Genomic DNA, 24459 nt, shown 5'->3' on the forward strand with positions numbered 1-24459 from the left:
ACCGCCATGATTGCCGACGAACGCCGACCTTGCCGAGGGGATCGCACGTGTCTGCTGACCGCGCCGGGGGCGTCCAGTCCCTCGAACGGGCCTTTGACCTGCTGGAGCGCATGGCGGACGCGGGCGGCGAGGTGGGGCTCAGCGAGCTGTCCTCCAGCAGCGGGCTCCCGCTGCCGACCATCCACCGCCTGATGCGCACCCTCGTGAGCTGCGGATACGTCCGCCAGCAGCCGAACCGCCGCTACGCGCTCGGCCCCCGCCTGATCCGCCTCGGCGAGACCGCCTCCCGCCTGCTCGGCACCTGGGCCCGCCCCTACCTCGCCGAACTGGTCGAGGCCACCGGCGAGACCGCCAACATGGCGCTGCTCGACGGCGACGAGGTCGTCTACGTGGCCCAGGTCCCCTCCCGCCACTCCATGCGGATGTTCACCGAGGTCGGCCGCCGCGTCCTCCCCCACTCCACCGGCGTCGGCAAGGCCCTGCTCGCCGACGTTCCCCCGGAGGAGGTACGCGCCCTGCTCGCCCGTACCGGTATGCCCGCCGCCACCGACCGCACCATCACCGACCCGGACGACTTCCTCACCGAACTCGGCCGCATCCGCGCGATGGGCTACGCCGTGGACGACAACGAACAAGAGGTCGGCGTCCGCTGCCTCGCCGTCACCGTCCCCGACTCCCCCACCGCCGCCGCCATCTCCATCTCCGGCCCGGCCGGCCGCGTCACCGAATCCGCCACCGACAAGATCATCCCCGTCCTCCACGAGGTGGCCCAGGCCCTGTCGCTCGCCCTGGCCACCACCACGGCGCCGTCGCCGTCCTCCTGAGGCGCACCGCCTCCGCCCGTCCATGGACCGGGACCGGCCCACGCACGGGCGGCGCCCGCGAAGAACGGCACCCGCACGGTCAGCACGTCGGCGTCGCGCGCTCCACCGTTTCGTGCAGCTCCGCGAGCGGTTCGGTCAGGGCGCTGACCGAACCGAGAGCGGCGGCGACGAGTAAAAGAGAGTGCCGAACGGCCTCGGCGTCGCGTATCGCGGCCGGCGCCGGCTGCGCGGCGAGCCTGGCCAGGACGGCCAGTTCGTCCTCCGCGACGGCGCGGTCCGGCAACGCCGGGCGATACGCCGCGAGTTCCCGTTGAACGCGAGCCACCGCCGCCCGTAATTCCGCCGCCCCCGGCGCACTGACCACCTGTGTCTCCCCCAGCGCGTACTTCTGTCTCACACCCACTCCGCCCCCGGTTCTCCGACGTGGCCTCCGGGGCCGATCAGTTAACGCGAAGCGAAGCCGGTCGCGCTATACGGTCTTCGAAAAATGCGCCAAATTCACTGTGCCGAGCGCTTGTGGGTTTGGAATGCCGTCCTGGTTGGCCTCGGCGCTGCGCCCCTCGGTCCGCCACACGGTGACGTCCAGACTGGCACTGGGTGCCGGAGCGCCCTTCGGCGTCAGCGTGCGGAAGACGACCAGCGCGACCGTGCCGTCGGCGGACTGTACGCAGACGCGCGAGCCCGCGCTCACCGAGTCCCGCGGGATGGAAGGGCTTGCGGCGGCGGCGCCGCGGCAGCCCGCGAGGGTGTCGGGCGCGGCCGGGTCCAGCAGGGCGACGGTGCCGTGGGCGGGGTCGGTGCCGAACGCCTCGGGCTCCGGGGTGAAGCCGATGTCCCCGGTGAAGGGGCCGGGGAGCACCACGGGCGGGTCCTGGGTCAGCGACAGGCCCGAGCCCGCCGGGAGCCGTATGCCCGCGTAACGGATGCCGCTCGGCTGCTCGGGTGCGCCGGTCGCGTCCCCGCCTCCTGCGCCGGAGTCCGGCGGCGCGGTGGTGGGCGCCGCGGCGGGCGCGGTGGAGGCGGTGGACGCGCCGCTCGCGCGGTGGTCGTCGTCGGAGCGGTCGAGGAGGACGGCCCCGACGGCGGCCACGACCGCCAGGGCGGCGACCGCCGCCAGGACGGTGCCGCCCCGGCGCCGGGCGGGCGGGCGCGGGAGGTGCGGCAAGTGCGGCAGGTGGGGGCGGTACGGTACGTGCCCGGCGCTCGGCCGCGCCCACCCGTAGTGCAGCGATCCCGGATGCCCGGTCGGCGGCGCCACCGGTATCGGCGGCGCGGGCGGCGGCATCGCCGGAACGATCGCCGCCAGCAGCGCGGGCGGCAGCCACCGGTCCGCCCGCCGCCGCGACGCGTCGGGCGCCGCCTGCGCGCACATCGCGATGATCTGCGCGGGCGACGGCCGCAGCGCGGGGTCCTTGATCAGGCACCGCGTCACGATCTCCCGCAGCTCCCCCGGCAGCTCGTTGAGATCCGCCTCCCCGCCCCCGACGGCCGCCCCTCCGACGGCCGCGTACGCGGCGATCAGCCCCAGCGAGAACACATCGGCCGCGGGCCCCCCGGTCTTCCCCGCCAGCTGCTCGGGCGCCAGGAACGCCGCCGCGGCGGGCGGCTCGTCGGCGACGGGTTCCCCCATGAGCGAGACGGGCGCCGGTCCCTGGGCGGGCGAGCCCTCCGCGGCGCCCGCGGGCGCCGTCCGGCTCGCCGACGACGCGGCGGCTGACGTATCGGACGCGGCCGCGCCCGTCAGGGCGAAGTCCTTGACGCGCGGGCCGTCGGCGGCGAGGAGGACGTGGGCGGGGGTGAGGGCGGCGTGGGTGAGGCCGCGGTGGTGGATGGTGCGCAGCGCTTCGGCGATTCCGGCGACGAGCCGCAGCACGCTGGGGACGGGGAGCGGCCCTGTGGTGGTGACGGCGGTGCGCAGCGAGAGGCCGGGGACGTAGGCGGTGGCGAGCCAGGGGCCCGCGCCGGAGTCGTCGGTGCCGCCGTCGACGAAGGGGACGACGTAGGGCCCGTGCACCTGCCGCAGGGCGTGGACGTCGGGCGGGAGCCGGTCGATCAGGCGGAGCGCGACCGGTATGCCGCCCGGCGCGTGCGCGAGGTAGACGCGCCCGCCGAGCCGCGCGCTGATCCGGTAGCCCGGGACGCCGGTCGGATCCTCGGCCGTCAGCGGCTGGAAGTGCTGAGCGCCCATCAGTCCCCGTTCCCTCGGCCGGTCACCGCCCCTTCCGGCCCTCACGCCGACGATACCGGAACACGCCACGCCGACCGCGGCCTGTTCGGCCATGGTCCCGTCACGGTATGCAGGAGTTATGCACACAAAGGGCGAGGTAGCCGGACTGCTGCTGGCGGCCGGTGGCGGGCGGCGGCTGGGCGGGCGGCCGAAGGCGCTGCTGCCGTACGAGGGGCGGCCGTTGGTGGAGCACGCGGTACGGGTGCTGCGCGCGGGCGGCTGCGGCCCGGTGCACGTGGTGCTGGGCGCGGCGGCCGACGAGGTGGTGGAGCGCGCCGACCTCTCCGGCTGCGTGGTGGTGCGCAATCCGCGCTGGGAGGAGGGCATGGGCTCCTCGCTGCGGGCCGGGCTCGCCTCGCTCGCGGCGTCGGCCGACGCCCCGGCCGCGGCGCTGATCGGCCTGGTGGACCAGCCCGGCGTGGGCGCGGCTGCCGTCGCCCGCGTGCTGGCGGCGGCCGGTGGAGGCGAGGCCCTGGCATCGGCCCTGGCCTGCGCGGTGTACGACGGCAGGCGCGGCCACCCGGTGCTGATCGGGGGCGCCCGCTGGGCCGGGGTCGCGGGCAGCGCCACCGGGGACCGCGGGGCGCGTACGTATCTGCGCGAGCACGCCGACCACACCGTGCTCGTGGAGTGCGGGGACATCGGCGACCCGGCCGATATCGACACCCCCGCCGACCTGGGGCTTCTCCGGCCCGCCCCGGACCCGGCGGAGCCTGCGGCTGCACCCCGTGCCACAAAGCGTTGAACTTCCGCACTGTGAAATCTATACTCCACCTTGCAGAACCGCCCGTACCTCGGACCGGCCCTGGCACCCGGTGCCAGTCCCGCACCCCGGCGGGCGCCAGACACACTCGCACTCTGGAGCAGTGACAGCATGTCCGCATCAGCGCCGTCTCCGGCCGTCGTCTCCGAGGCCGCCGGGCCCGTCCCCCGCGCGGAGGAGGTGCTGACCCCCGAGGCGCTGGTGTTCCTCGCCGAGCTGCACCGCCGTTTCGCGCCCCGCCGCGCCGAGTTGCTGGCCCGCCGCCAGGAGCGGCGCGCCGGGATCGCCCGCACCGGCACCCTCGACTTCCTCCCGGAGACCGCGCACATCCGGGACGGCGACTGGCGGGTCGCCCCCGCGCCCGCCGCGCTCGACGACCGCCGGGTGGAGATCACCGGCCCCACCGACCGCAAGATGACCATCAACGCGCTGAACTCCGGTGCGCGGATCTGGCTCGCCGACTTCGAGGACGCCTCCGCCCCCACCTGGGAGAACGTCATCGGCGGCCAGGTCAACATGATCGACGCCTACGAGCGCAGGATCGACTTCACCTCCCCCGAGGGCAAGTCGTACGCGCTCGGCGACCCGGCGGACCTGGCCACCGTCGTGATGCGCCCGCGCGGCTGGCACCTGCCGGAACGCCACCTCACCGTGGACGGCGAGCAGATCCCCGGCGGCCTGGTCGACTTCGGCCTGTACTTCTTCCACAATGCCCAGCGGCTGATCGACCTCGGCAAGGGCCCGTACTTCTACCTGCCCAAGACCGAGTCGCACCTCGAAGCCCGGCTGTGGAACGACGTGTTCGTCTTCGCGCAGGACTACGTGGGCGTCCCGCAGGGCACCGTGCGTGCGACCGTGCTGATCGAGACGATCACCGCCGCGTACGAGATGGACGAGATCCTGTACGAACTGCGCGACCACGCTTCGGGGTTGAACGCGGGCCGCTGGGACTACCTCTTCTCCATCGTCAAGAACTTCCGTGACGGCGGCGCCCGTTTCGTGCTCCCGGACCGCAACGCGGTGACGATGACGGCCCCGTTCATGCGTGCGTACACCGAACTGCTGGTGCGCACCTGCCACAAGCGCGGCGCGCACGCGATCGGCGGGATGGCCGCCTTCATCCCGTCCCGGCGCGACGCGGAGGTCAACAAGGTCGCGTTCGAGAAGGTCAGGGCGGACAAGGACCGTGAGGCCGGGGACGGTTTCGACGGCTCGTGGGTCGCGCACCCCGACCTGGTGCCGATCGCCCGCGCCTCCTTCGACGCGGTCCTCGGCGACCGGCCGAACCAGAAGGACCGGCTGCGCGAGGACGTGCACGTCACCGCGGCCGAGCTGATCGACATCGCCTCGCTGGACGCGAAGCCGACCTTCGACGGGCTGCGCAACGCGGTGCAGGTCGGCACCCGTTACATCGAGGCGTGGCTGCGCGGCCTCGGCGCGGTGGCGATCTTCAACCTGATGGAGGACGCCGCCACCGCCGAGATCTCCCGCTCGCAGATCTGGCAGTGGATCAACGCGGGGGTCGTCTTCGAGAACGGCGAGAAAGCGACCCACGACCTCGTGCTGCGGGTGGCCGCCGACGAACTCGCCGCGATCCGCGAGGAGATCGGCGAGGAGGCGTTCGCGGCGGGCAAGTGGACCGAGGCCCATGAGCTGCTGCTGCGCACGGCGCTCGACGCGGAGTACGTCGACTTCCTGACGCTGCCCGCCTACGAGTTGCTGGCGGACTGAGCCCCGGTGCCCGGGAACGGCCGCCGCGCCGAAACGCGCTTGCACCCGGCGCCGGCGGCCGTTCATGCTGCTCCGCATGCTCATCCGTGATGTGACCGAGGCCGACTGGCCGCGGATCTGGCCGTTCCTGCGGCGGATCTGCGCGGACGGCGAGACCTTCAGCTATCCGACGGACATCCCGGAGGCGACGGCCAGGGACTACTGGCTGCTCGCGCCGCCCGCGCGGACGGTCGTGGCCGTCGGCGACGACGGCACGGTGCTCGGCACCGCCAAGATGAACGCCAACCAGGGCGGCAACGCCGCCCATGTCTCCAGCGCCAGCTTCATGGTCGACCCCGCGCACCGCGGCCGCGGTGCGGGCCGCGCGCTGTGCGAGGAGGCGCTGCGCTGGGCGGAGCGCGAGGGCTTCCGCGCCATGCAGTTCAACGCCGTGGTGGAGTCCAACACGTACGCGGTGAAGCTGTACGAGTCACTGGGCTTCCGGGTGATCGGTACGGTCCCCGAGGGGTTCCGGCATCCGCGTCTGGGCTATGTCGGCCTGCACATCATGCACCGGGCGCTGTGAGCCCCGGCTTCCTCGGCGGGGTGCGGGCGGCGAGCCAGGAGTCGTAGGTGATCCGGCCGTCGGCGTGATCGGGGGTGAGGTTGCCGCCCGCGCGCAGCGCGCCCGCCAGGGCGCCGGGCAGCCGCAGCGGTACGACGAGCCTGCGGCGGCCCGCCGCGCGCAGGGTCGCGCGGGTCAGATCGGCGGCGCTGCGGATCTGCGGACCGCCCAAGTCCGGTGCGTGGCCCACGGGTTCGCCTCCGGCCAGGTCCGCGAGCCGGTCCGCGACCTCGGTGACGTCGACCGGCTGGAAGCTGACTCCCGACAGCGTCAGGATCGCGGGCAGCCGCCGCTGCGCGACGGTGAGCCGGGCCACCAGGTCGTGGAACTGCGTGGTGCGCAGCACCGTCCACGGCAACCCGCACTGCTCCACGACGGTCTCCGCGGCGAGTTTGGCGCGGTAGTAGCCGAGCGGGACGCGGTCGACGCCGACGATCGAGATGTACACCAGGTGCGGGTCGCCGCCCGCGCGCACCGCCGCTCCGGTCAGCCGCTCGGTGGCCTCGACGTCGCCGCGGCCGTTGGTGGTCGCGCAGTGCGCGATCGTGCCGACGCCGTCGAAGAGCGCGCCGTCGATGCCGACGCCGGTCCGCAGGTCGCCGACCGCCCACTCGTACGGCCGCGCGTCGTCGGCCCCGCGCGGGCCGCGGCTGAGCACGCGTACCGGGCGGCCGGCGGCGAGCAGCCGGTCGACCAGCGCGCGGCCGAGGGTGCCGGTGCCGCCGGTGACCAGGGTGACGGCCCCCGTGGCGGGCTCGGCGGCGGAGCCTTCGGCGGATACGGGCTCGGTCGGGCTCACGGGCGCTCACCTCTGGCTGTGGCGGGATCCTGCCTGCCGCGCCCCGCACCCGGCGGGGTGCGGACGTCCGGCTGAACGCATAGTAAACGGCGCGGAGCGGGAGTTCGTCGCGTACCCGCCGTGGCGCCCTGTCCGGTGCGCGCCGGGGTGCGGGCCGTGGTTTCGGGGAGGCGCCGCCCCCGGAGCCGCGGGGCCGACCGTGGTCCCACGGTCCGGGGGCGGTGTCGCCGGACCCGTGTCAGGACAGGGTCCGGCTACCGGTCGGGGGCCGTCCCTCCCCGACCGGTCGCTTTCGCGGCGGTGCCTACGGTGTTACGCCAGGCCCGCGATCCGCGCGAGGCGCTGCGCCTCGGTCCTGGTCAGCCGCGCGATGGCGTCCTCGTCGGCGCGGGTGAGCCGGTTGTTCTCGACCACCGGCACACCGTTGACCAGCGACAGGGTGACCGGGGCCGCCGCGCCGAAGACCAGCGCGGCGACGGGGTCGGCGATCGAGGCGTGCGCGATGCCGTCCAGCTTCCACAGCACGAGGTCGGCGAGCTTCCCGGCCTCCAGGGAGCCGATCTCGGCGGTACGGCCGAGCACGCGCGCGCCGCCGTAGGTGCCCAGGCGCAGGGCCTGACGGGCGTTCAGCGCCTTCTCGCCGCCGCCGAGGCGGTTGATGAGCAGGGCGTTGCGCAGTTCGGTGTGGAGTTCACCGGACTCGTTGGACGCGGTGCCGTCCACGCCGAGGCCGACCGGGACCCCGGCGGCGAGCATGTCGGGCACCCGGGCGATGCCCGCGGCGAGCCGGGCGTTGGACGACGGGCAGTGCGCGACGCCGGTCCCGGTCCGGGCGAAGGCGGCGATGTCGGAGTCGTTCATGTGGACGCAGTGCGCCATCCACACGTCGTCGCCGAGCCAGCCGGTGGACTCGAAGTAGTCCGTCGGGCCCATGCCGAACAGCTCGTGGCAGAACTTCTCCTCCTCCACCGTCTCGCTGCCGTGCGTGTGCAGCCGGACGCCCTTGCGGCGGGCCAGCACCGCGGCCTCGCGCAGCAGTTCGGTGGAGACCGAGAAGGGCGAGCAGGGCGCGGCGGCGATGTGCAGCATCGAGCCGAAGGAGGCGTCGTGGTGGGTGTCGATGGCCTCCTCGGTCGCGAGCAGCGCGCCCTCGGTGGTCTCCACGGCGAAGTCCGGCGGCAGTCCGCCGTCGCTCTTGCCGCGGTCCATCGAGCCGCGGGCGGCGGTGAAGCGCACGCCCAGTTCGGCGGCGGCGCGGATCTCGGCGCCGAGCAGGTCGCCCGCGCCGCGCGGGAAGACGTAGTGGTGGTCCATCGCGGTGGTGACGCCGCCGCGGGCCATCACGCCGAGCGAGCCGGAGGCCGCCGCGTAGACCATCCGCTCGTCGATCCGCGCCCAGGTCGGGTACAGCTCGACCAGCCAGTTGAAGAGGTTGCTGTTCTGGGCGAGGCCGCGGGTGATCCACTGGTAGAAGTGGTGGTGGGTGTTGACCAGGCCGGGGGTGACGAGGTGTCCGGTGCCGTCGATCCGGCGGGTGACGTTCTCCAGACCGGCCGGTGCGGGGCCCGCTCCGACGGACTCGATCAGATTGTCCGCGACGACGACGTGCCCGGTGGCGTACTCGGTGTCGTCGGCGTCGACGGTCGCGACGGCGCAGTTCTCGATGACGATGCGGTTGCTCATGGTGGTGCCTCTCAGTCCGTCACCGGGATGCGGGGCTCGGCGCCGTCACGCAGCACGGTGCCCTCGATGAGGCCGTACGGACGGTCGGCCGCGAGATAGACCTCGTTGTCGTTCTTGAGGCCGAACGGCTCCAGGTCGACCAGGAAGTGGTGCTTGTTGGGCAGCGAGAGCCGGACCTCGTCCACGTAGGAGCGGCTGGTGATGACCCGCGAGCCCATCGCGTAGAGGGTCTGCTGGAGCGAGAGCGAGTACGTCTCGGCGAACGCCTCCAGCAGGTCCGTGCGGACCTGCCCGTACGCCTTCTCCCACTGCGGGGCGCGCCGCTCGTCGCTGGTCCAGTTGAACCGCCAGCGGGCGGTGACCTCGGTGGCGAGGATGCGGTCGTACGCCTCTTTGAGGGTCGTGTACTCGTCCTTGACGAAGCCCCAGAACTCGGAGTTGGTGGAGTTCATGACCACCAGGTCCTTCAGGCCGGAGACGACCTGCCAGTTCTCGCCGTCGTAGCCGACCTCGGTGGTGCGGGTCTCCTGGCCCTTGCGGACGAAGGAGTGCTGGATCTCGTCGGCGCCGATGAAGCGGGAGCCCGCCTCGGAGGCGGCGATCCGCTCCCAGGAGTACTCCTCTATCCGTATCCGCGCCCGCTTGATCGGCTCCTGGCTGGTGACGAAGTGCCGGGCGAGGTGGATGCCGAACTGCTCGGCGGACTCGATGCCGCGTTCCTTGGCGAAGGCGAACACCGTGTTCTTGGTGGTGTCGGTCGGCAGCACGTTGGCGTTGGAGCCGGACAGGTGCACGTCGTCCATGTCGCCGGAGAGCGCGACCGAGACGTTCAGGTCCTTGATGTGGTGCGTGCCGCCGTCGCGGGTGATCCGGACGACGCGGTTCTCTGCCTTGCCGTACTGGTTCTGGCCGAGAAAAACCGGGTGGGACGGGCGGGAAGTGGCGGTCATCGGTGCTAGCTCCCTCGGTATACGGAGTAGCCGAACGGATTGAGCAGCAGCGGTACGTGATAGTGCTCGCCCGGCCTGACGGCGAAGACGATCGCCACCTCCGGGAAGAAAGCTCCGCTGTCCCTTGCGCGGGGGGCGTCCTGCTGTGCGTTGGCTTGGCGGGTGAGGTACGGCTCCACGTCGAAGTGCAGCCGTACGTGGGTGGTGCCTTCCGGCAGGGCCGGGAGATCCTTGCAGCGGCCGTCGGCGTCGGTCTTCGACGACCCGTGCGGCGACCAGATCCCGCCGGACGAGGCGCGCACCGACAGATGGACGGGCACGCCTTCCGCCGGGCGGCCGACGCTCGTGTCCAGGATGTGCGTGGACACCGACGTGTCGGTCATGAGGGATCTCCTTCGGACGCGGCCTCGCGTGCGGCTCCGGCGGTGGCACTGGTGCCGGTATCGGCTCCGGCTCCGGCTCCGGCTCCGGCTCCGGCTCCGGCGAGGCGGGTGAGCCGGATGCGGTTGATCTTTCCCAGTTCGGCGCGGACGATCTCGCGTTCGGTGTCCGTGTCGTTGCCGATCCGCTCCTTGAGGGCGGCCAGCATCTGCTCACCGGTCCTGCCGGTGGCGCAGATCAGGAAGACATGGCCGTGCGCGTCCTGGTAGGCCAGGTTGAGCGCGAGCAGTTCCTCGCGCTCGGCCGCGCCGACCCCGCTCTGCTCCCGCGCCGACGTGGCGTCGCCCGGGGTCGGGCGGCCGATCGGCGGGTGTCCGGCCATCGCCTGCGCGAGGTCGTCCGCGGTGAGCGCCGCCATGGCGGTGTCGCTCGCCGCGAGCAGGTCGTCGAGGCGGTCGTACGGCCGTCCGGCGGCCAGCGCGGCGTCCCACGCCGTACTGGCGCACACCTCGTGGAGCAGCGCGGACGCCGCTGACGAGGTGGCCTCATTGAGCCGGGAAAGACCCGGCGATGCGCTGGAAGTCACAGTCGCAAGCTAAGAGCCGCCGCCGTACGACGTCAACAGTTTGTTGAAAACTTCCGGTAACAAAGCCGTCCGGGAGCGGACGGAAGAGGAAACAACGGCCGGTCACTCGCTCTCGCGGGCACTCTTCTCGCTGTTCAGGGCGTTCTCCCTGTTCAGGTAGTTGTAGACGGTGAAGCGGCTGACGCCGAGCGCGGACGCGACGGTCTCCACGCCGTGCCGCACGGAGAAGGCGCCGCGCTCCTCCAGGATGCGGACGACGGTCTGCTTGTCCTTGCGGCCCAGGGCGGGCAGCGAGCCGTGCCGGCGTTCGAGGTCGGCCAGCAGGTGGTCGAGGGAGTCGGCCAGATGGGGCAGCCGGACGGCCACCACCTCCTCGCCCTCCCAGCTCAGCACCACGTCGTCGCCGCGCGCCTCGTCCGGCGCGACCATCTCCGCGCCCATCGCGTCCACCAGCGGCTTCACCGCCGCGGCGAAGGGGTGCCCCCCGGTGCCCGTCACTTGCCGTCCTCCTGCGCCCGCCCGGCCGCCGCGACCACGTTGACCTGGAGCGACACCCGGGTGGCGCCCGCCGCCAGCGTGCGCCGCAGCAGCTCCGCGACGGACGCGACGACCGCGTCGGCCTCGCCCTCGGCGGTGTTGCCGAACGGGCCGACGTCCACCGCGTCGAGCGACGCGCCCTCGACCACCTCGCGGGCCACCACCGCGTGCTCGGGCGGCTCGTCCAGGTCGAACGGCTCGGTCGTGAATTCCAGCCTCAGTCTCACCAGGGCCCCTCGGGTGGCTGCGCTACGTGCCCGCCGTCCCCCGCCCTGCCGGACGGTCCTGCCGGGACGGCGTCGTCGATACGCTCGACGCGGTCGATGCGACCTTAACCGACGGCATACGGGCCTGTACCGCCACAGTCATCGCCGCGATACCCGCTTCGAGGGTGAGGCGGGGGTGCGGGGCGAACCGCGAGGAGTGGTTCGGCGGCAGTGCCGCCAGCCGCCCGGCCGTGTCCGTGTCGCCGCGGCCCGCCTCGACCCACTGCCGGGGGCCGACCGCGCCGAGCATCCAGTAGCCGGTCCGTATCCCCGGCACGCCGTGCAGCGCGCGGCCCGCGTCGCCGTACAGCGCGAAGTCCTCCGTGGCCGTCGACGGCTGCCAGCGGGTGACGCGCTGCGGACCGAAGGCGGCCTCGTGCGCGCGGCGCACGGCGGTGGTCAGCTCGGCGTCGGGCACGGTGGGGCAGGAACGGGACAGGACGCGCAGGTCGGGAGCGGGCGGCTGCGGGTCGGGCGAGGCGGCGGACTCGGCGCGCGCGATCCGGTGGACGGCGGCCACGGCCCGGTCGAGCGCGGCGTCGGAGAAGGCCCGCACGGTCACCTGGAGGGTCGCGGAGTCCGCGATGACGTTTCCCGCGCCGGGCGTGCCCGCCCGTACCGAGCCGACCGTGAGCACCAGCGGCTCGCCGGGACCCGTCTCGCGCGACACGACGGTCTGGAGGCGCAGGACGACCGCCGCCGCGGTGATCACCGGATCGGCGGCGAACTGCGGTGTGGAGGCGTGGCCGCCGCGGCCGTACAGCACGATCTCCAGGGTGACGCTGCCCGCGAGCAGCGGGCCCTGCGCGTGCGCGACCATGCCCGCGGGCAGCGGCACCACATGCTGCGCGAGCACGTCGTCGGGCACGGGGAAGCGCCGGTAGAGGCCGTCGGCGAGCATGGCGGCGGCGCCGCTGAGCGTCTCCTCGGCCGGCTGGCCGACGACGACGAGCGTGCCCTGCCACCGGTCGGCGGCCCCCGCGAGCGACGCCGCCGCGCCCGCCGCGCACGCCAGGTGCATGTCGTGGCCGCAGGCGTGCATGACGGGGACGGGAGCGCCGTCGGGTCCCGCGGCGGTGGCGGAACTGGCGTACGCCAGGCCGGTGTTCTCGCGTACGGGGAGGGCGTCCAGCTCCGCGCGGAGCATGACGACGGGGCCGGGGCCGTTGGCCAGCACCCCGACCACGCCGTGGCCGCCGACGCCGCGTTCGACGCGCAGTCCCGCGGCCCTGAGCGCGGCGGCGAAGCGGGCGGCGGTGCGCTCCTCGGCCCCGGACAGCTCAGGGTGCCGGTGCAGGTCCAGATACAGCTCGGCGGCGCGGGTCAGGACGGCGTCGGAGACGGTTCCTGAGACGGGCGGGGGCCCGGACATGGGTCCGGATACGGGTGTGGGTCCGGTCGGCGGGTTCATCGGGCGCTCCGGGCGGGGGTCGGGGGCGGGGGTGCCGGAATGCGGGTCACGTGACAGGGGCGGCGGGCGGTGCAAGCGGGATGACAGCGGGCGGCAGGGTGATTCGCCAGTGGACGCGCGTAGAAAGATGGGGCCGGCCCGTCGCGGGCCGCGCTCCCTGCTGAGAAGGAGTCATCATGGCTGACATCTCCAAGCTGGACACGCCGCTCGCCTCTCTGGCCCAGGAGATCCTGGAGCTCGAGTCGGAGACCTTCGAGATCACCGACTACTCGGACGCCAGCGAGGTCATGCTCGGCTCGTCGACGAGCTGCTCCAGCACCAGCACCTGCTCCAGCACCACCAGCACCACGAGCTGCACCGCCTGACGAGCCACCACCCGCTTCACGCTCCGCGGACCGGCCTCCCCGGTCCGCGGAGTAGTCATGTCGCGGCGTCGTCATCGTCGGTTTCCTCGGAGATTCCTCAGGGTTCCTGCGGGTTCCTACGGGAACGGGTGCGGCACGCGGCGCACCTCGTCGTCGCGCAGGTCGTCGGGGCGCAGGCCGCCGCGGCGCTGTGCGGTACGCAGCCGGGGCATGGTCAGCGCGCGCTGCCGCGGCCAGCCGAAGTCGATCGGCAGCAGACCTGGCGCGAGCGTGCAGACCGTCCGCAGGCCCATCCGCCGCTGCTCCGGGGTGGTCTGGTCGACCACCACGACATCGCATCCGGCGCGCGCCAGTTCGTCCCGGCACCACAGGACGTCGTCGCGCAGGTCGAGCCCGCGCGGCCGGTCCCGCTCCCACCGTGCGTAGACCTCGTCCAACGGCCGTACGGCGGGCGGCTCCAGGTAGCTGCCGACGTGCTCCCTCATCCGCGGCAGGCCGAACAGGGCCGCGTGGTCGGGGAGTCGGCGGACCAGGTCGAAGTCCTCGGCCATCGCCTCCAGTTCGGCCGGACGCTCCGTCACCTGCCGTGGCAGGTGCGGGAGATACGTCAGGATCTCGGAGACCGCCGACTCCACCGCGGTCTCCGGGTCGAAGGCGGCGCCCGCGGCGAAGGCGAGCGTGCCGGGGCCGCCGTCGCGGCGGACGGCGAGGCCGGTGACGACCGGCACGGCGAGGTCGATGCGGTTGTCGAAGGCGTGCACGTCGTAGCCGCACAGCGCCGCCCGGTCGGTCATGGCGCGCACCACCGGGCTGCGGCAGGAGCCGAGGTCGATCTCGGTGAGCCGGGCGTTGCCGTACCAGCCGAGCAGGAACGCGTCGCGCTCGATGAGTTCGAGCAGGCCGAACAGCACGGCCTCCTCCAGGCAACTGCCGATCGCGCAGCCGTTGGAGCACTCGAAGACGAAGTGGTCGGCGGCGGTGCCCGCGCTGTAGTAGACCAGCCGGGCCGGCACCAGCACCTCCCGCTCGTCGCGCAGCGACCAGCCGCGTACCCACGGGATCGGCCGCGCCGGGTCGAAGGGCGCGATCATCGGGTCGGCGGCGTAGGTCTCCGGCGTGTAGAGCCCGCAGTCGCGCGGGTCGAGGGCCGCGTCGCCGAGGTTGTCGTACGAGTCGGTGACGATGCCGCCGGTCTCCCTGCGATGGGTGCCCGCGTACCGCTCCAGCCCTTCGAGGAACGCCAAGTCCCTGCTGTGCGCGAAGGAGTTGGCCTGGCCGCTCCACGTGACGTCGGTCAGGCCAGCGTAACCGCGCATGAAGACGCTGCCCGCGACGGGCGCGGTGGTCGGCGAGGTGACATCGCTCCAGGTGCCCGCGCCGAGCACCCCGCACACGGGGTTGGCGAGCGCGGCGGTCGGCAGGGCGTACGCGCCGGGCGACCGCAGCCGGTAGCTGTCGGGGGTGGGCTTGTGCCGCGAGACGGGAAAGGGCTCGGCCTCCGGCCCGGTGGCGAGGAAGTGCCCGGGCCCGGACGGGCCGGTGCCGGATACGTCGGCGGCGGGTACGTCGAGGCCCGCCGCGTCGGGTGCTGGCAGGTCGGGCCGGGTCGGTGCGGTCGTCGCGGGCGCGGCGCCGTGCGGGTGCGGGCACAGCGGATCGGCGAGCAGCGGCACGGTCTGGACGAGGCCGGTCTCCAGGTCGTACCGGGTGACCCGGGGCAGGTCGTGGCCGCCGGTCCCGGCCCCCGTCTCCGCCCCGGTCTCCGAACCGGTCCCCGCCTTCCGCCCGAGGGTCAGTTCGTAGAGGGCCCAGACCGCGTCGACCGTGAAGTCGGGCAGCACGGGCCAGCGCCCGGCGGCGGTACGGGCGAGGCCCGTCTCCAGCGCCTCGCGTTCGGTACGGGTGCGCAGCCGCTGCCAGCGGATGGCCAGGCAGGTGCCGCAGGCGGCCTCGGCAGGCGAGCCGCCCCAGGGGCCGAGGAGCACGGCGTCGGCGGTCAGGTGCACGGTGGCGCGGGCGCGCCGCCCCGCGGTCTCGGCCGGTTCCGGGCGCAGCACATCGGTGCCGCCGACGACGGCGGTCCCGGGCGCGGGCGCGGCGGCGCGGGCGGCTCGCGCGGCCAGCCGTCGTTCCAGGTCGCGGCCCGCGGACTCCAGCGGCGTCTGCCCGGGAATCTCGGGCACGTGAGCGGGCCGTACCGCGGTGTCGAGGCTCATGTCCGGTTGCTCCAGCGGAAGGTGCGGGCGGCGATCAGCCCGAAGACGACGGTGAAGGCGGCCAGGCCGCCGCAGTCGACGGCGAGCGAGGCGAAGTCGGCGCGCCCCGCCAGCACATCGGTGAGGCCGTGGTCGAGGTAACGCAGCGGCAGCACCCACGACATGGTCTGGATCCAGCCGGGCAGCAGGTCCGCCGGGTAGAAGGAGCCGGACAGGAACGCCATCGGGACCATCACGCAGTTGGCGATGGCGGCGACCGCCTCCGGGGTGTCGGCGAGGCTGCCGACGACCAGGCCCATCGCCAGGAAGGCGGCGACGCCGAAGAACAGCAGCGGCAGCGCGAGCGGCCAACTCCCGTCCAGGTGGAGGCCGAAGAAGGGCAGCAGCGCGACCGCCGTGAACAGCACCGCCTGCGACAGACCGACCACGACGGCGACCACGAAGCGCGAGGCGAGGACGGTGGGCAGCGGCGTGGGCGTACGCCAGATCAGCCGCAGGATGTCGTCGCGCCGCCAGTGCATCAGCGCGAAGGCCGGGCCGAACAGCGCCGCGTTGCCGACGCCCCACGAGAGCACGCCGGGTGCCACGTAGTTGATGTACGCCAGGCCCCCGTCGACCGACTGGCCGCGGAAGAGCAGACCGAAGACGACCAGGAAGACCAGCGGGAAGGCGAAGGTGAAGAAGACGGTGGTGCGGTCGCGTATCGACGCCAGGTATGTGGCCCTGGTCAGCGCGGAGTAGGCGGTGGTGGTGGTCATGGACGGTGCTCCGTTCCGACGGCGGCCGTCGTGGTGGCGGTCCCGGTGTCGAGGTCGGGACCGGGGCCGGTGTCGGGGCCGGTCCCGGTGTCGGGGCCCGAGGCTTCCGCCTTTCCGGCTCCCCCGGCGCCCGGTCCCGTCAGCCGCAGATACGCGTCCTCCAGGGTCGCGGTCCTGGTCTGGATCGCGTCCATGTCGACGAACTCGCCGAGCGCGACCAGCACCCGGTTGGCGTGCCGGGTCTCGACGACGACCTCGGCGCCCTCCAGGAACGCCCGGTCGACGCCCTCGACGGCGCGCGCCTGGTCGAGCGTGATCCGGCCGGCGGGGATCAGCAGCCGCGCGGGCGCGGCCATCGACCTGATCAGCGAGCCGGGGCTGTCGAGCGCCACGACGCGGCCGTCGGCGATGATCGCCACCCGGTCGCACAGCGCCTCCGCCTCGTCCAGGTAGTGCGTGGTGTAGACGATGGTGCGGCCCTCGCCGCGCAGGTCCCGCAGCACCGACCACAGGGCGCGGCGCGCCTCGGGGTCGAGCGCGGCGGTCGGCTCGTCGAGGAAGATCAGGTCGGGCTCGTGGACCAGCGCGGTGGCCAGCGCCAGGCGCTGCCGCTGGCCGCCCGACAGGTCGTCGACCCGGCTGCGCTCCTTGTCCCGCAGCCCGACCAGGTCCATCGCGTGCCGCGCGGCGGCGCGGTCCACGCCCTGGAGCGCGGCGACCGTCTCCAGGTGCTCCCACGCGGTCAGCCGTGTGAAGAAGGCCGACGCCTGGGTCTGCACCCCGATCCGCCGCAGCAGCGCGATGTTCCGCGGCCACGGGCTCTGGCCGAACACGGCGACCTTGCCCGCGTCCGCCTTCCGCATCCCCTCCACGATCTCCACGAGCGTGGTCTTTCCGGCCCCGTTGGGCCCGAGAACGCCGAAGAACTCGCCCTGCTCGACCGTCAGCGACACCCCGTCGAGCGCGTGCACCTCGCCGTACCGCTTGCTGACCCCGACCAGTTCGATCGCCGGCCCCGTCGGACGTGCGGTTCGTTTCATGTCGCCTTTCTCCCGCTCCTGAGGTGTCCCCGCTGACGCGGGCCGTTCAAAGTCCTTCGCGCCCTCCGCGGCGCCCGTAGCGGTCGTCGCGGACGACGGCAGGGCGTGCGCCACGCCGGACGGCCGCGCCCCGTCGGCCGCGGACGCCCGCCGCGCGGCCGGGGAGCCGGTGGGCGCCGACGCTCCCGCGCCGACGGCGCCCGTAGCGGTCGTCGCGGAGCCGCCGTCCGGCCGGAGGTCGGCCGTCTCCCCCGGCGTCCGGCGCGCGAGCGCCGCCTCGCGCACGGCCGCGGCGCGCAGGCCGAGCAGGCGCAGGAGGAGGGCCGCGGCGACCAGGGCCACCGGGAGGTACGGGGTCCAGGTGCGCCAGTCGTCCGGCAGCGCCGCGCGGCACAGCAGTCCGGCCACGGCGAGCGCCGCCAGGGCCAGCACCGCGCAACAGGCGGCGTATCCGCCGTAGATGACGCGCAGCCGCGTGGGATAGGCGGCGAGCCGCGCGCGGGCGTTCCGGCCGGAGCCGGGCACTCGGCCAGTCGTCGCGGCGGCGGCAGCCGCGCCGTCCCGGCCGGAGTCGGCCCTCCGCCCGAGCGGGGCACGCGCGGCCACGCCAAGGAACTGGCGGCTCTCGGTGGCCAGTTGGAGCGTGCCCAGGGTGTAACCGAGGGCTTTGTAGCCGTCGAGCGGCGGGAGCGGCAGGAGATTGAGCAGGGCCATGGCGGTGCCGAGGAGGATGAGGCCGCCGAAGAAGGGGAGGGCCTGGGCGTGTTCCGGCAGGAGGGCCCAGACGAGCCAGAACGGCGCGAGGAAGAGGAGGTTCATGACGGCGCCCGCCGCCGCGACGGCGACCTGACGGCCGCGCCGGTCGAGGAACTGGACGTCGTGCACCTCGCAGTAGAGGTACGTCATGAAGCCCCAGACCCGGCGGAGCCCGATCTCCCCGACCCGCAGCCCGTACGCCCGCGCGACCAGCCCGTGGGCCAGTTCGTGCAGGCCGAGGCTGACCCACAGCACACAGCCGACGGCGGCGAGCGCGACCGGCTGGTCGTACAGGCGCCCGGTCTGGTCGGCCAGTTGGCCGAAGCGGAGGCCGACGAGGGCGAGGACGGCGACGGCCAGCGCGAGCAGCGGGAACAGGACGGCGCGCCTGCGGGCGAAGGCGGTGGCGCCGTGCAGGGCGTCCATGAGCGCGGGGGCGTCCGCGACCATGCGCGTCTTCCCGCTCAACAGCGTTGACTTGAAGGCCGGTTCGGCACTGGCGACGGGCACGACGACCGGTCGGCCGCCGCCGTCGAGGAGCTGACGGGTCGACAGCAAGCGCAGCATCTGCTGCCACTGCGCGTCGCCGAGCCGCGCGCCGAACCGGTCCGCGTACTCCGCGCCGATCTCGGCGAGCGACCGGCTGCCGTCGAGCCGGGCGATGATGAAGTGCTCCTTGGCGCCGACTTCGAGCCGTACCCCGGTGACCGGGTCCTTGAGCAGATGGACGAGGGCGGGGCCGCGCATCAGGGCGGGGCCGACCAGGATGCCGGGGCGCAGCGCGGGCCGCAGTTCGAGCAGGCCGCCGGTGGTCATGGCGCCGCCGAGGGCTGCGGCTCGGACCGGCCGTCGGAGTCGGCGCCGGGCGGCGTCCGGGGCTCGCGCAGCGCGCGGGCCAGGACGTACGACAAGAACGCCTCGTCGCGGACGGTGACCGACAGCCGGTTGTTGGTCATGTGCATGTACGGCGACAGCAGCATCGGCAGCGCCTGGCCGGGGTCGGTGACCGGCAGGTCGCGGGTGCCGTCCCAGGAGCGGAAGACCAGGTCGCCGCCGTCCGCCAGGGCCACGACGCGTTCGCGCAGCTCCAGGCAGTGCTCGGCCCACCCGGCGAGGAATGTCGGCAGCCGCTCGGGCGCGGGTTCCGCGACCGCCGCGCGGATCTCCTGAAAGCGCTGGGGCAGCGCCTCCATCGTGCCGTAGGCGCGGTCGTAGCCGTCCTGGGCCGTGTAGTTGGTGCCGGAGAACGCGGAGTTCCAGAACTCGTGGTAGCGGTCGAGGAATTCCAGCAGCGCGGTGTCGTCGCGCAGCAGGCACCCGGACATGGTCATCATCAACTGGGCCGATACGCCCAGCAGTACGGTCCGCAGGTGCAGGTTCATGGTGGCGAGCGCGTCGATGACCAGGTCGCTGGAGCGCTGGAAGTGCCACTCGGCCAGTTCGACCCCGGCCGGGCCGCCGTACTTCCCGTACTCGGGCTCGTAGGGCTCGGGGCTGAAGGAGTTGTTGGGCCGCAGGCGCATGCGGCCCTCCTCGTCGACCAGGCCGTTGCGCTCGCCGCCGGGGAACTCCAGCTCGAAGAGGGTGTTGTACAGGTCGGCGAGGAAGCCGCCCTTGACCTCGTAGAGCGCGGGGCGCTTGCGCAGGAAGGCATCGACGGCGGCGGCGGCGCGCGCGGTGACCACGGGTGCGGCCTGCGGTGACGAGGGGCGCAGCCGCACCCTGATGTGCGGGCCCTCCAGCCAGTAGTTGATGAAGAAGTAGCCGCTCAACAGGCCGTCGCGGGTGAGCCCTTCGACCAGCGGGCGCACGCACTGGAGCAGGAAGGGGCGGGGGCTGGCGGCGTAGAAGACGTGGAACGCCTGCCAGTCGCCGCGCCCCGAAGCGCCTGCCGGTGCGGGCACGGCCGCGGATTCGGGCGCGGACCGCGGTGTCGAGCGCGGGCCGGTGACGGGGGCGGATCGCGCCCCGGAGGTGGTCATACGGAGCTGTCCTGCCTTCCGTGGTGGCCCGCCGCAGCCGGTTCCGCCGCGCGGGGGACGATTTCGACGGCCAGTTCCGCCACGTGGTGGCCGCGCGGGGAGCGGACGTGCAACTCCTGCTCGCCCGGCAGCATTTCCTCGAAGACGGTCCTGGTACGGCCGCCGCCGGTCAGCCCGTCGAGCGCGATCAGTGACAACGGGCTGTCGAAGTCGACGAATTGCGGCTTGGAGCCGCCGAAGACCGCGCCGAAGCCGCTCGCGTCGTCGGCCTTCTCCTCGTGGACGGTGGCGAACACCCGGTCGGGCAGACCGTGGTCGCGCCGCCATCGCTGCCAGCGCAGATAGAACCCGGCCTCGTCCAGGCCCGGTTCACGGGCGGGCAGCGCGCCGGGCGCCGCCGTCCACGACCTGCGGTGCAGCACCAGGCTCCGGAAGCGGACCCGGGGCCGCGCGGTGACGCCGTCGCGCTCGGGGCCCGCGGGTACACCGCGCCACACGTCGACCGCCGCGCGGGAGGTCGGCGAGAAGAGCAGCAGCGTGCGCGGCACCTCGGGCAGCACCATCGGGACGAGGTAGCCGAGGTAGAGCGGGACGACCTCGCGGCCGAGCCGCCGGGACCGCAGCACCAGCCGGTCGTCCACCGGGTCGTGTTCCGCGTACAGGTCGTCCAGGTCGATCCGGCCGGCGGCGGGCACGGTGCTGCTCTCGCCGGGGCAGACGATCTCGTGGTCGGTGAGCCGTCCGTGCAGGTTGAGATTGGTGGTGGCGGACCCGGCGGTGATCTCGGCGAACACCGCGCCGGGCGGCTGCCATTCGCGCAGGGTCTCGCGCAGCCGGTCGGTGAGGCCGCCGGGTGCGGGGTCGCCGCCGGGTGCCGCCGCGCCGCCGCTCTCGGGTGCCGCGTCGAAGCAGTGCGTGAAGCGGGTGAAGGGGAAGGACAGGCCGCCGTAGGAGTTGTTGAGCACCACCAGCGGGTCCTCGGGGCGGCGGGCGAGTTGCAGGAAGTGGCTGTGCGGGGCGAAGGACGTGCCCAGCGGGGCGAGTTCGGCGGTGACGGCGGCCACCGTGTCCTCGTCCAGGCGCAGTTCGCCGCCGGGCGCCGCCGCGTACGCGGCCCAGGCGTCGCGCATCCGGCGGGTGAATTCGGCGCGGGCCCGGTCCACCGCGGTGACCTCGGGCATGCCGAGCCAGTTCTCCTCCGGCGCGTGGCCGCCGTCGGCCGCCCAGGGCGACTTCATCGAGGTGAACTGGAGGTACTGCGTGAAGATGTCCTCGTGGAAGTCGTGGACGAGCCGCAGCAGGTCGTCGCACCGGCCGCCGCGGCCGTAGCGGGCCAGGAAGAAGCCCTTGAGGACCAGGCGCTGCGGGAGGGCCACGTCGAAGGCGGGCAGCATGCCGGTCAGGGCGTGCAGCGGCGCGGCGGCCAGCTCCGTCCACTGCGTGACGTCGGCCTCGACCGCGTCCTCGCGGACGTCCTCGTAGAGCAGGGTCTGCGGCAACGACGGCGCGGCGGCGCCCAGTTCGGTCTGGAGCGCGGTCAGGTCGCGGCGCAGCCCGGCGAGCAGCGCGCGCCGGGCGGGTACGTCGGCGGTGGCCCAGGCGTCGACGCGGGCGGCCGGGGCGTCGAGCCGGTCGGCGACGGCGTCGGCCCAGTCGCGGCCGAGGCCGCGCAGCGCGCTCTGGAAGGACCGCAGCGGGTCGGGGGCGTGCACATCGGTGGCGAGGCCGGTCATCTGGAGGATGCCGAGGTCGAGCAGGGTCGCGGCGTAGTGCGCCGCCTCGTCCCGGCTCGCTCCGGTCTCCGCCGCCAGCCAGGCCGTCAACTCGGCGTATCTGACGGGCTTTTCGCCGTGGAAGAGGGCGATCATCCGCTCCAGGATGTCGCTGTGGCGCAGGAAGAAGAGCCGGTCGTGGGCCGCGTCGAAGCTGACGGCGGCGCTGTCGTCGCCCGCGGTGACCGAGCGGCGTACGTAGCGGATCCGGTTCTCGTCCAGTTCCCAGCCCGCCGACAGGGCGACGGGAAGGTCGCCGCGCCGCGTGTCGTCGGCGCCGATCAGCTCGGCGAGCCTGGCGAGCACCACGACGTTCAGCCGGGGGTGGCTGGTCCAGTCGCCGCCGGTCCGCACCTCGGGCCCGACCTCGCGGAACCGGCCCTCGGCAACGGCGGTGAAGGTGCTGAACGGGCTGGTCTTGCAGGCGGTCCTGTAGAGGTACGCCAGCAGCGAGCGCTCCTTCTTCCTGGTCCGCTTGTCCGGTACGGCGGCGCGGTCGGCGATGAACGCGTCGAGCTGGCCGTCCAGCGTCGGCGAGGCCAGGGCGAGGGCGAGCCGCAGCCGCTCCTCGCCCGCGAGGCCGCGCAGCTCCGCGCGGCTCGCGGCCAGGTCCCGGTCGAGCAACGGGCCACCATCGCCGCGCAGTTGCTCAAGCCCGAGCCGGGACTCCAGCCAGTCGGTGAGGAGTTCGCCGGTCGGGCCGCCGAGCGCGGCGGCGAGGTCCCGTACGGCGTCCGGGTCGCGCGGCAGCCGGTCGTTGAAGACCTGGCGGCGCAGCGCGAGCACGGCGCGCCGCTCGGTATCGTCCTCGGTGGCCTTGACCAGGACGGTCAGCGGGTCGCTCAACTCGGCGGCGAGCGCGGCCAGTCGCTCCTCGGCGGCGAGCACGCGGTCGGCCCAGCGCCGGGTGTCGGGGCAGCGCAGCCGGTGGACGGCCTCGACCGGCAGTCCCGCCAACCGCAGCATGAAGCGGCGGTGCAGCAGCCAGCTCCGTGGCGCCTCGGTGTCCTGCGCGTCGGCGATGACGCTCATGCCGCTCCTTTCCGTCCTGCGGTCGTAAGGCCCCTGCGGTCCTCGGGCTCTGCGGTCGTAAGGCCCTGAGGTCGTAAGGTTCTGCGGTCCCTCGGGCCCTGGGGCCGTGTGAGGTCGTGCGGGGTCGTGCGGGGTTCTGGACTCGGCCGCCGTCAGCGGCCGTTGCCGCCCGGTCAGGCGATCTCGTAGCGGAAGTCGGCCGGGCGGGGCCGTTCGTGGCCGATCATCATGATCAGCAGCGGCACTTCACCGGTCCGGTCGAGCGCCAGCTCCTCGGTGAAGGAGATCGCGTCGAAGCCGAGCGCGACGCCGCAGGAGAGCCCGGCCGCGGCGGACGCGGTGTAGACGGCCTGAGAGACGGCGCCGATCACGGCGTTGACCAGCCGGTAGCCGCGGTCGCCGACCGCGTCGAGCACGGCGGTGGTGCGGGCGACGGGCACGATCACCGCCCCCGCCTGCTCCAGGTTGTAGTTGGCGAGGAAGTAGTTGCGCTGGAGGAATTCACCCGGCGCACCGGCCTTGACCAGCCGCAGCGAACGGTCCTCCCGGTCGTAGAGGTAACTGCCCTGCGCGATGCCCGCCACATGGTTGACGAAGACGTAGGCGCGGCTGAGGGGTGGGGCGCCGGGGGTCTCGGTGTCGGTGTCGAGGCTGCTCGCCGCGTCGACCGCGGCCAGTACGGTCGACAGCGCGTCGGCGGGCAGCGGGCGGACGGCCTGGAAGCGGCCGAAGCTGCTGCGCCGGGCCCGCAGCGCCTGCCCGACGGGGGTGTCCAGGGGCCGGGGGGCAGGCAGCGCGGTCCGCTCGCCGCCCTCGGGCACGGGCAGCGCGAGCGCGGTGTCCAGCGTTCCGGGGGCCGGTCGGTCCGCGGCGCCGTCGAGGGTCGCCGCGTGCATCCGGCGTACGGTCTCGAACGTCATGGTGGTGCGGGAGCGCTCCTGGTCGGCGTGGCGGACCCGTGGCGCGGTCGGCGGGTCGCCGGCCGGCAGCGCCGGGGCCGCCGACGGGGCGCCGTCCCAGGTCAGCGGTACGACGGCGAAGACGCCCTCCTCGTCCTGGCCGAGGCCGAGCAGCCGTCCGAGCCGGGCCTCGTCGAACCACAGCGCGGCGCCGATGTGCAGTCCGCGGGCCCGCGCCCAGATCCGCCAGGTCTGGAGCAGCGCGCCGATGTCCATCGTGACGACGTGGTAGCTGAAGCTGTTGTACTTGAAGGCGTTCTGCCAGAAGCGCACGCCGAGGACGAGGAACTGGTCGCAGTCCGCGCCGAGTCGGCCGCCGAGCGCGGCCCGGACCTCCCCCGTGGCGTCCCCGGCGAGCAGCCGCCGCATGTGGTGGTGGGGCGTCGAGTAGTAGTACACGCCGGGTGTGAGCGGGCCGGAGGGGCCGCTGACCCAGTGCACGCCGATCGGATAGAGGCCGCCGCCCGACGCGGTGCCGCGCGACCAGTTGGCCTGGGTGTACATCGGCAGGGTGCCGAGGTCGGAGTTGGCCTGTACGGCAAGACGCCTGCCGACCAGGCCGTAGGACTCCTGGAGCATCCCCGCGAGCAGCGGCAGGGTGAAGGCGCCGGTGCCGCGCGGGCCGAACAGGCCCTGCTGGACGGTGGCTTCGGCCGGTGCCTCGTCGCGCGGGAGCGGAAAGGTCTCCGCGCCGGGGAAGTGCTTGCCCTTCCTCGGCCGGTCCGCCCAGTCGGGCACGAAGTCGGCGGGTTCCATGGGATACCGGCCCCGCCGGACGATGGCGGTCGCGTACTCATGGGCGAATCCCACGGGCGTT

20 protein-coding genes and 1 pseudogene are annotated in these 24459 nt (G+C 73.7%); 5 read left to right on the forward strand and 16 right to left on the reverse strand.

Annotation, left to right across the window (positions count from 1 at the left end):
• The first annotated feature begins 47 nt into the window (after positions 1-47).
• Positions 48-824 carry an IclR family transcriptional regulator C-terminal domain-containing protein gene (locus ACIP4Z_RS25120; RefSeq protein ID WP_391049472.1) on the forward strand — a complete coding sequence of 259 codons (777 nt, stop codon included), beginning with the start codon at positions 48-50 and terminating at the stop codon, positions 822-824.
• 79 nt (positions 825-903) lie between these two features.
• Here the strand turns inward: ACIP4Z_RS25120 and ACIP4Z_RS25125 are convergent, their stop codons facing one another.
• Together ACIP4Z_RS25125 and ACIP4Z_RS25130 are read right to left on the reverse strand one after the other, a co-directional pair.
• A complete protein-coding gene (locus ACIP4Z_RS25125) occupies positions 904-1221 on the reverse strand; it encodes a DUF5955 family protein (RefSeq protein ID WP_355338983.1) in 318 nt (105 codons plus the stop codon).
• A 72-nt stretch (positions 1222-1293) separates the two neighbouring features.
• Positions 1294-3012 carry a hypothetical protein gene (locus tag ACIP4Z_RS25130; RefSeq protein WP_401311643.1) on the reverse strand — a complete coding sequence of 573 codons (1719 nt, stop codon included), beginning with the start codon at positions 3010-3012 and terminating at the stop codon, positions 1294-1296.
• 118 nt (positions 3013-3130) lie between these two features.
• On the opposite strand from ACIP4Z_RS25130, the gene ACIP4Z_RS25135 reads away from it, so the two are divergent.
• The 3 genes from ACIP4Z_RS25135 (at position 3131) to ACIP4Z_RS25145 (ending at position 6110) form a co-directional block, all read left to right on the forward strand.
• Positions 3131-3796 carry an NTP transferase domain-containing protein gene (locus ACIP4Z_RS25135; protein WP_401311646.1) on the forward strand — a complete coding sequence of 222 codons (666 nt, stop codon included), beginning with the start codon at positions 3131-3133 and terminating at the stop codon, positions 3794-3796.
• Between the two features lie 129 nt (positions 3797-3925).
• Positions 3926-5545, forward strand: a complete 1620-nt coding sequence (aceB, locus tag ACIP4Z_RS25140) for a malate synthase A (RefSeq protein WP_355338974.1) — start codon at positions 3926-3928, stop codon at positions 5543-5545.
• Positions 5546-5621: 76 nt separating this feature from the next.
• The gene (locus ACIP4Z_RS25145; RefSeq protein WP_401311650.1) at positions 5622-6110 is read left to right on the forward strand and encodes a GNAT family N-acetyltransferase; all 489 of its coding nucleotides are present in this window, start codon (positions 5622-5624) and stop codon (positions 6108-6110) included.
• Here ACIP4Z_RS25145 and ACIP4Z_RS25150 read toward each other — a convergent pair.
• The 8 genes from ACIP4Z_RS25150 to ACIP4Z_RS25185 form a co-directional block, all read right to left on the reverse strand.
• Positions 6091-6882, reverse strand: a complete 792-nt coding sequence (locus ACIP4Z_RS25150; protein WP_391163761.1) for an NAD(P)H-binding protein — start codon at positions 6880-6882, stop codon at positions 6091-6093. The genes ACIP4Z_RS25145 and ACIP4Z_RS25150 overlap by 20 nt on opposite strands.
• 378 nt (positions 6883-7260) lie before the next feature.
• Positions 7261-8631, reverse strand: coding sequence for an 8-oxoguanine deaminase (locus tag ACIP4Z_RS25155; RefSeq protein ID WP_401311653.1), 1371 nt, complete (start codon positions 8629-8631; stop codon positions 7261-7263).
• An 11-nt stretch (positions 8632-8642) separates the two neighbouring features.
• Entirely contained in the window at positions 8643-9581 is a 939-nt protein-coding gene (gene pucL, locus ACIP4Z_RS25160; protein ID WP_401311656.1) for a factor-independent urate hydroxylase, read from the reverse strand.
• A 5-nt stretch (positions 9582-9586) separates the two neighbouring features.
• Positions 9587-9964, reverse strand: coding sequence for a hydroxyisourate hydrolase (gene uraH, locus ACIP4Z_RS25165; protein ID WP_391163606.1), 378 nt, complete (start codon positions 9962-9964; stop codon positions 9587-9589).
• Entirely contained in the window at positions 9961-10548 is a 588-nt protein-coding gene (uraD, locus tag ACIP4Z_RS25170; protein ID WP_401311660.1) for a 2-oxo-4-hydroxy-4-carboxy-5-ureidoimidazoline decarboxylase, read from the reverse strand. Before uraD ends, uraH begins: the two co-directional genes overlap by 4 nt.
• Positions 10549-10650: 102 nt before the next feature.
• Positions 10651-11046: a helix-turn-helix domain-containing protein gene (locus ACIP4Z_RS25175; protein ID WP_317452687.1), complete on the reverse strand. Its 396-nt coding sequence runs from the start codon at positions 11044-11046 to the stop codon at positions 10651-10653.
• Positions 11043-11312 carry a hypothetical protein gene (locus ACIP4Z_RS25180; protein ID WP_355338956.1) on the reverse strand — a complete coding sequence of 90 codons (270 nt, stop codon included), beginning with the start codon at positions 11310-11312 and terminating at the stop codon, positions 11043-11045. Before ACIP4Z_RS25180 ends, ACIP4Z_RS25175 begins: the two co-directional genes overlap by 4 nt.
• 22 nt (positions 11313-11334) lie before the next feature.
• The gene (locus ACIP4Z_RS25185; protein WP_391049458.1) at positions 11335-12723 is read right to left on the reverse strand and encodes an amidohydrolase; all 1389 of its coding nucleotides are present in this window, start codon (positions 12721-12723) and stop codon (positions 11335-11337) included.
• 215 nt (positions 12724-12938) lie between these two features.
• Here ACIP4Z_RS25185 and ACIP4Z_RS25190 point away from each other — a divergent pair, with 215 nt between their 5' ends.
• Positions 12939-13127, forward strand: coding sequence for a thiazolylpeptide-type bacteriocin (locus ACIP4Z_RS25190; RefSeq protein ID WP_093711265.1), 189 nt, complete (start codon positions 12939-12941; stop codon positions 13125-13127).
• Positions 13128-13243: 116 nt separating this feature from the next.
• On the opposite strand, the gene ACIP4Z_RS25195 is transcribed toward ACIP4Z_RS25190, so the two are convergent.
• The 6 genes and pseudogenes from ACIP4Z_RS25195 to ACIP4Z_RS25220 all read right to left on the reverse strand — a co-directional run bounded on the left by ACIP4Z_RS25195 (position 13244) and on the right by ACIP4Z_RS25220 (position 24452).
• Complete coding sequence (locus tag ACIP4Z_RS25195) at positions 13244-15343, reverse strand: TOMM precursor leader peptide-binding protein (protein WP_401311666.1); 2100 nt, start codon at positions 15341-15343, stop codon at positions 13244-13246.
• Positions 15340-16101 (reverse strand): ABC transporter permease, encoded by a 762-nt coding sequence (locus tag ACIP4Z_RS25200; RefSeq protein ID WP_401311669.1) that lies wholly within the window; start codon positions 16099-16101, stop codon positions 15340-15342. Before ACIP4Z_RS25200 ends, ACIP4Z_RS25195 begins: the two co-directional genes overlap by 4 nt.
• A 125-nt stretch (positions 16102-16226) precedes the next feature.
• A pseudogene (locus ACIP4Z_RS25205) lies at positions 16227-17141 on the reverse strand (ABC transporter ATP-binding protein); the annotation flags it as partial.
• A gap of 1568 nt (positions 17142-18709) precedes the next feature.
• Positions 18710-19879, reverse strand: a complete 1170-nt coding sequence (locus ACIP4Z_RS25210) for a lantibiotic dehydratase C-terminal domain-containing protein (RefSeq protein ID WP_401311672.1) — start codon at positions 19877-19879, stop codon at positions 18710-18712.
• Positions 19876-22683, reverse strand: a complete 2808-nt coding sequence (locus tag ACIP4Z_RS25215) for a lantibiotic dehydratase (RefSeq protein ID WP_401311675.1) — start codon at positions 22681-22683, stop codon at positions 19876-19878. Before ACIP4Z_RS25215 ends, ACIP4Z_RS25210 begins: the two co-directional genes overlap by 4 nt.
• 173 nt (positions 22684-22856) lie before the next feature.
• A complete protein-coding gene (locus tag ACIP4Z_RS25220) occupies positions 22857-24452 on the reverse strand; it encodes a nitroreductase family protein (protein WP_391163597.1) in 1596 nt (531 codons plus the stop codon).
• Positions 24453-24459 lie beyond the last annotated feature (7 nt).

Origin of the sequence: Streptomyces sp. NPDC088910, from assembly GCF_044749865.1 — a bacterium.
Classification (GTDB): Bacteria; Actinomycetota; Actinomycetes; order Streptomycetales; family Streptomycetaceae; genus Actinacidiphila.

What these genes read in the sequence shown, in the direction of transcription:
- ACIP4Z_RS25130 (WP_401311643.1), bottom strand. Translation starts at nt 3,012, where the DNA reads ATGGGCGCTCAGCACTTCCAGCCGCTGACGGCCGAGGATCCGACCGGC.
- ACIP4Z_RS25135 (WP_401311646.1), top strand. Translation starts at nt 3,131, where the DNA reads ATGCACACAAAGGGCGAGGTAGCCGGACTGCTGCTGGCGGCCGGTGGC.
- aceB (WP_355338974.1), top strand. Translation starts at nt 3,926, where the DNA reads ATGTCCGCATCAGCGCCGTCTCCGGCCGTCGTCTCCGAGGCCGCCGGG.
- ACIP4Z_RS25145 (WP_401311650.1), top strand. Translation starts at nt 5,622, where the DNA reads ATGCTCATCCGTGATGTGACCGAGGCCGACTGGCCGCGGATCTGGCCG.
- ACIP4Z_RS25155 (WP_401311653.1), bottom strand. Translation starts at nt 8,631, where the DNA reads ATGAGCAACCGCATCGTCATCGAGAACTGCGCCGTCGCGACCGTCGAC.
- pucL (WP_401311656.1), bottom strand. Translation starts at nt 9,581, where the DNA reads ATGACCGCCACTTCCCGCCCGTCCCACCCGGTTTTTCTCGGCCAGAAC.
- uraH (WP_391163606.1), bottom strand. Translation starts at nt 9,964, where the DNA reads ATGACCGACACGTCGGTGTCCACGCACATCCTGGACACGAGCGTCGGC.
- ACIP4Z_RS25185 (WP_391049458.1), bottom strand. Translation starts at nt 12,723, where the DNA reads ATGTCCGGGCCCCCGCCCGTCTCAGGAACCGTCTCCGACGCCGTCCTG.
- ACIP4Z_RS25190 (WP_093711265.1), top strand. Translation starts at nt 12,939, where the DNA reads ATGGCTGACATCTCCAAGCTGGACACGCCGCTCGCCTCTCTGGCCCAG.
- ACIP4Z_RS25195 (WP_401311666.1), bottom strand. Translation starts at nt 15,343, where the DNA reads ATGAGCCTCGACACCGCGGTACGGCCCGCTCACGTGCCCGAGATTCCC.
- ACIP4Z_RS25200 (WP_401311669.1), bottom strand. Translation starts at nt 16,101, where the DNA reads ATGACCACCACCACCGCCTACTCCGCGCTGACCAGGGCCACATACCTG.
- ACIP4Z_RS25210 (WP_401311672.1), bottom strand. Translation starts at nt 19,879, where the DNA reads ATGACCACCTCCGGGGCGCGATCCGCCCCCGTCACCGGCCCGCGCTCG.
- ACIP4Z_RS25215 (WP_401311675.1), bottom strand. Translation starts at nt 22,683, where the DNA reads ATGAGCGTCATCGCCGACGCGCAGGACACCGAGGCGCCACGGAGCTGG.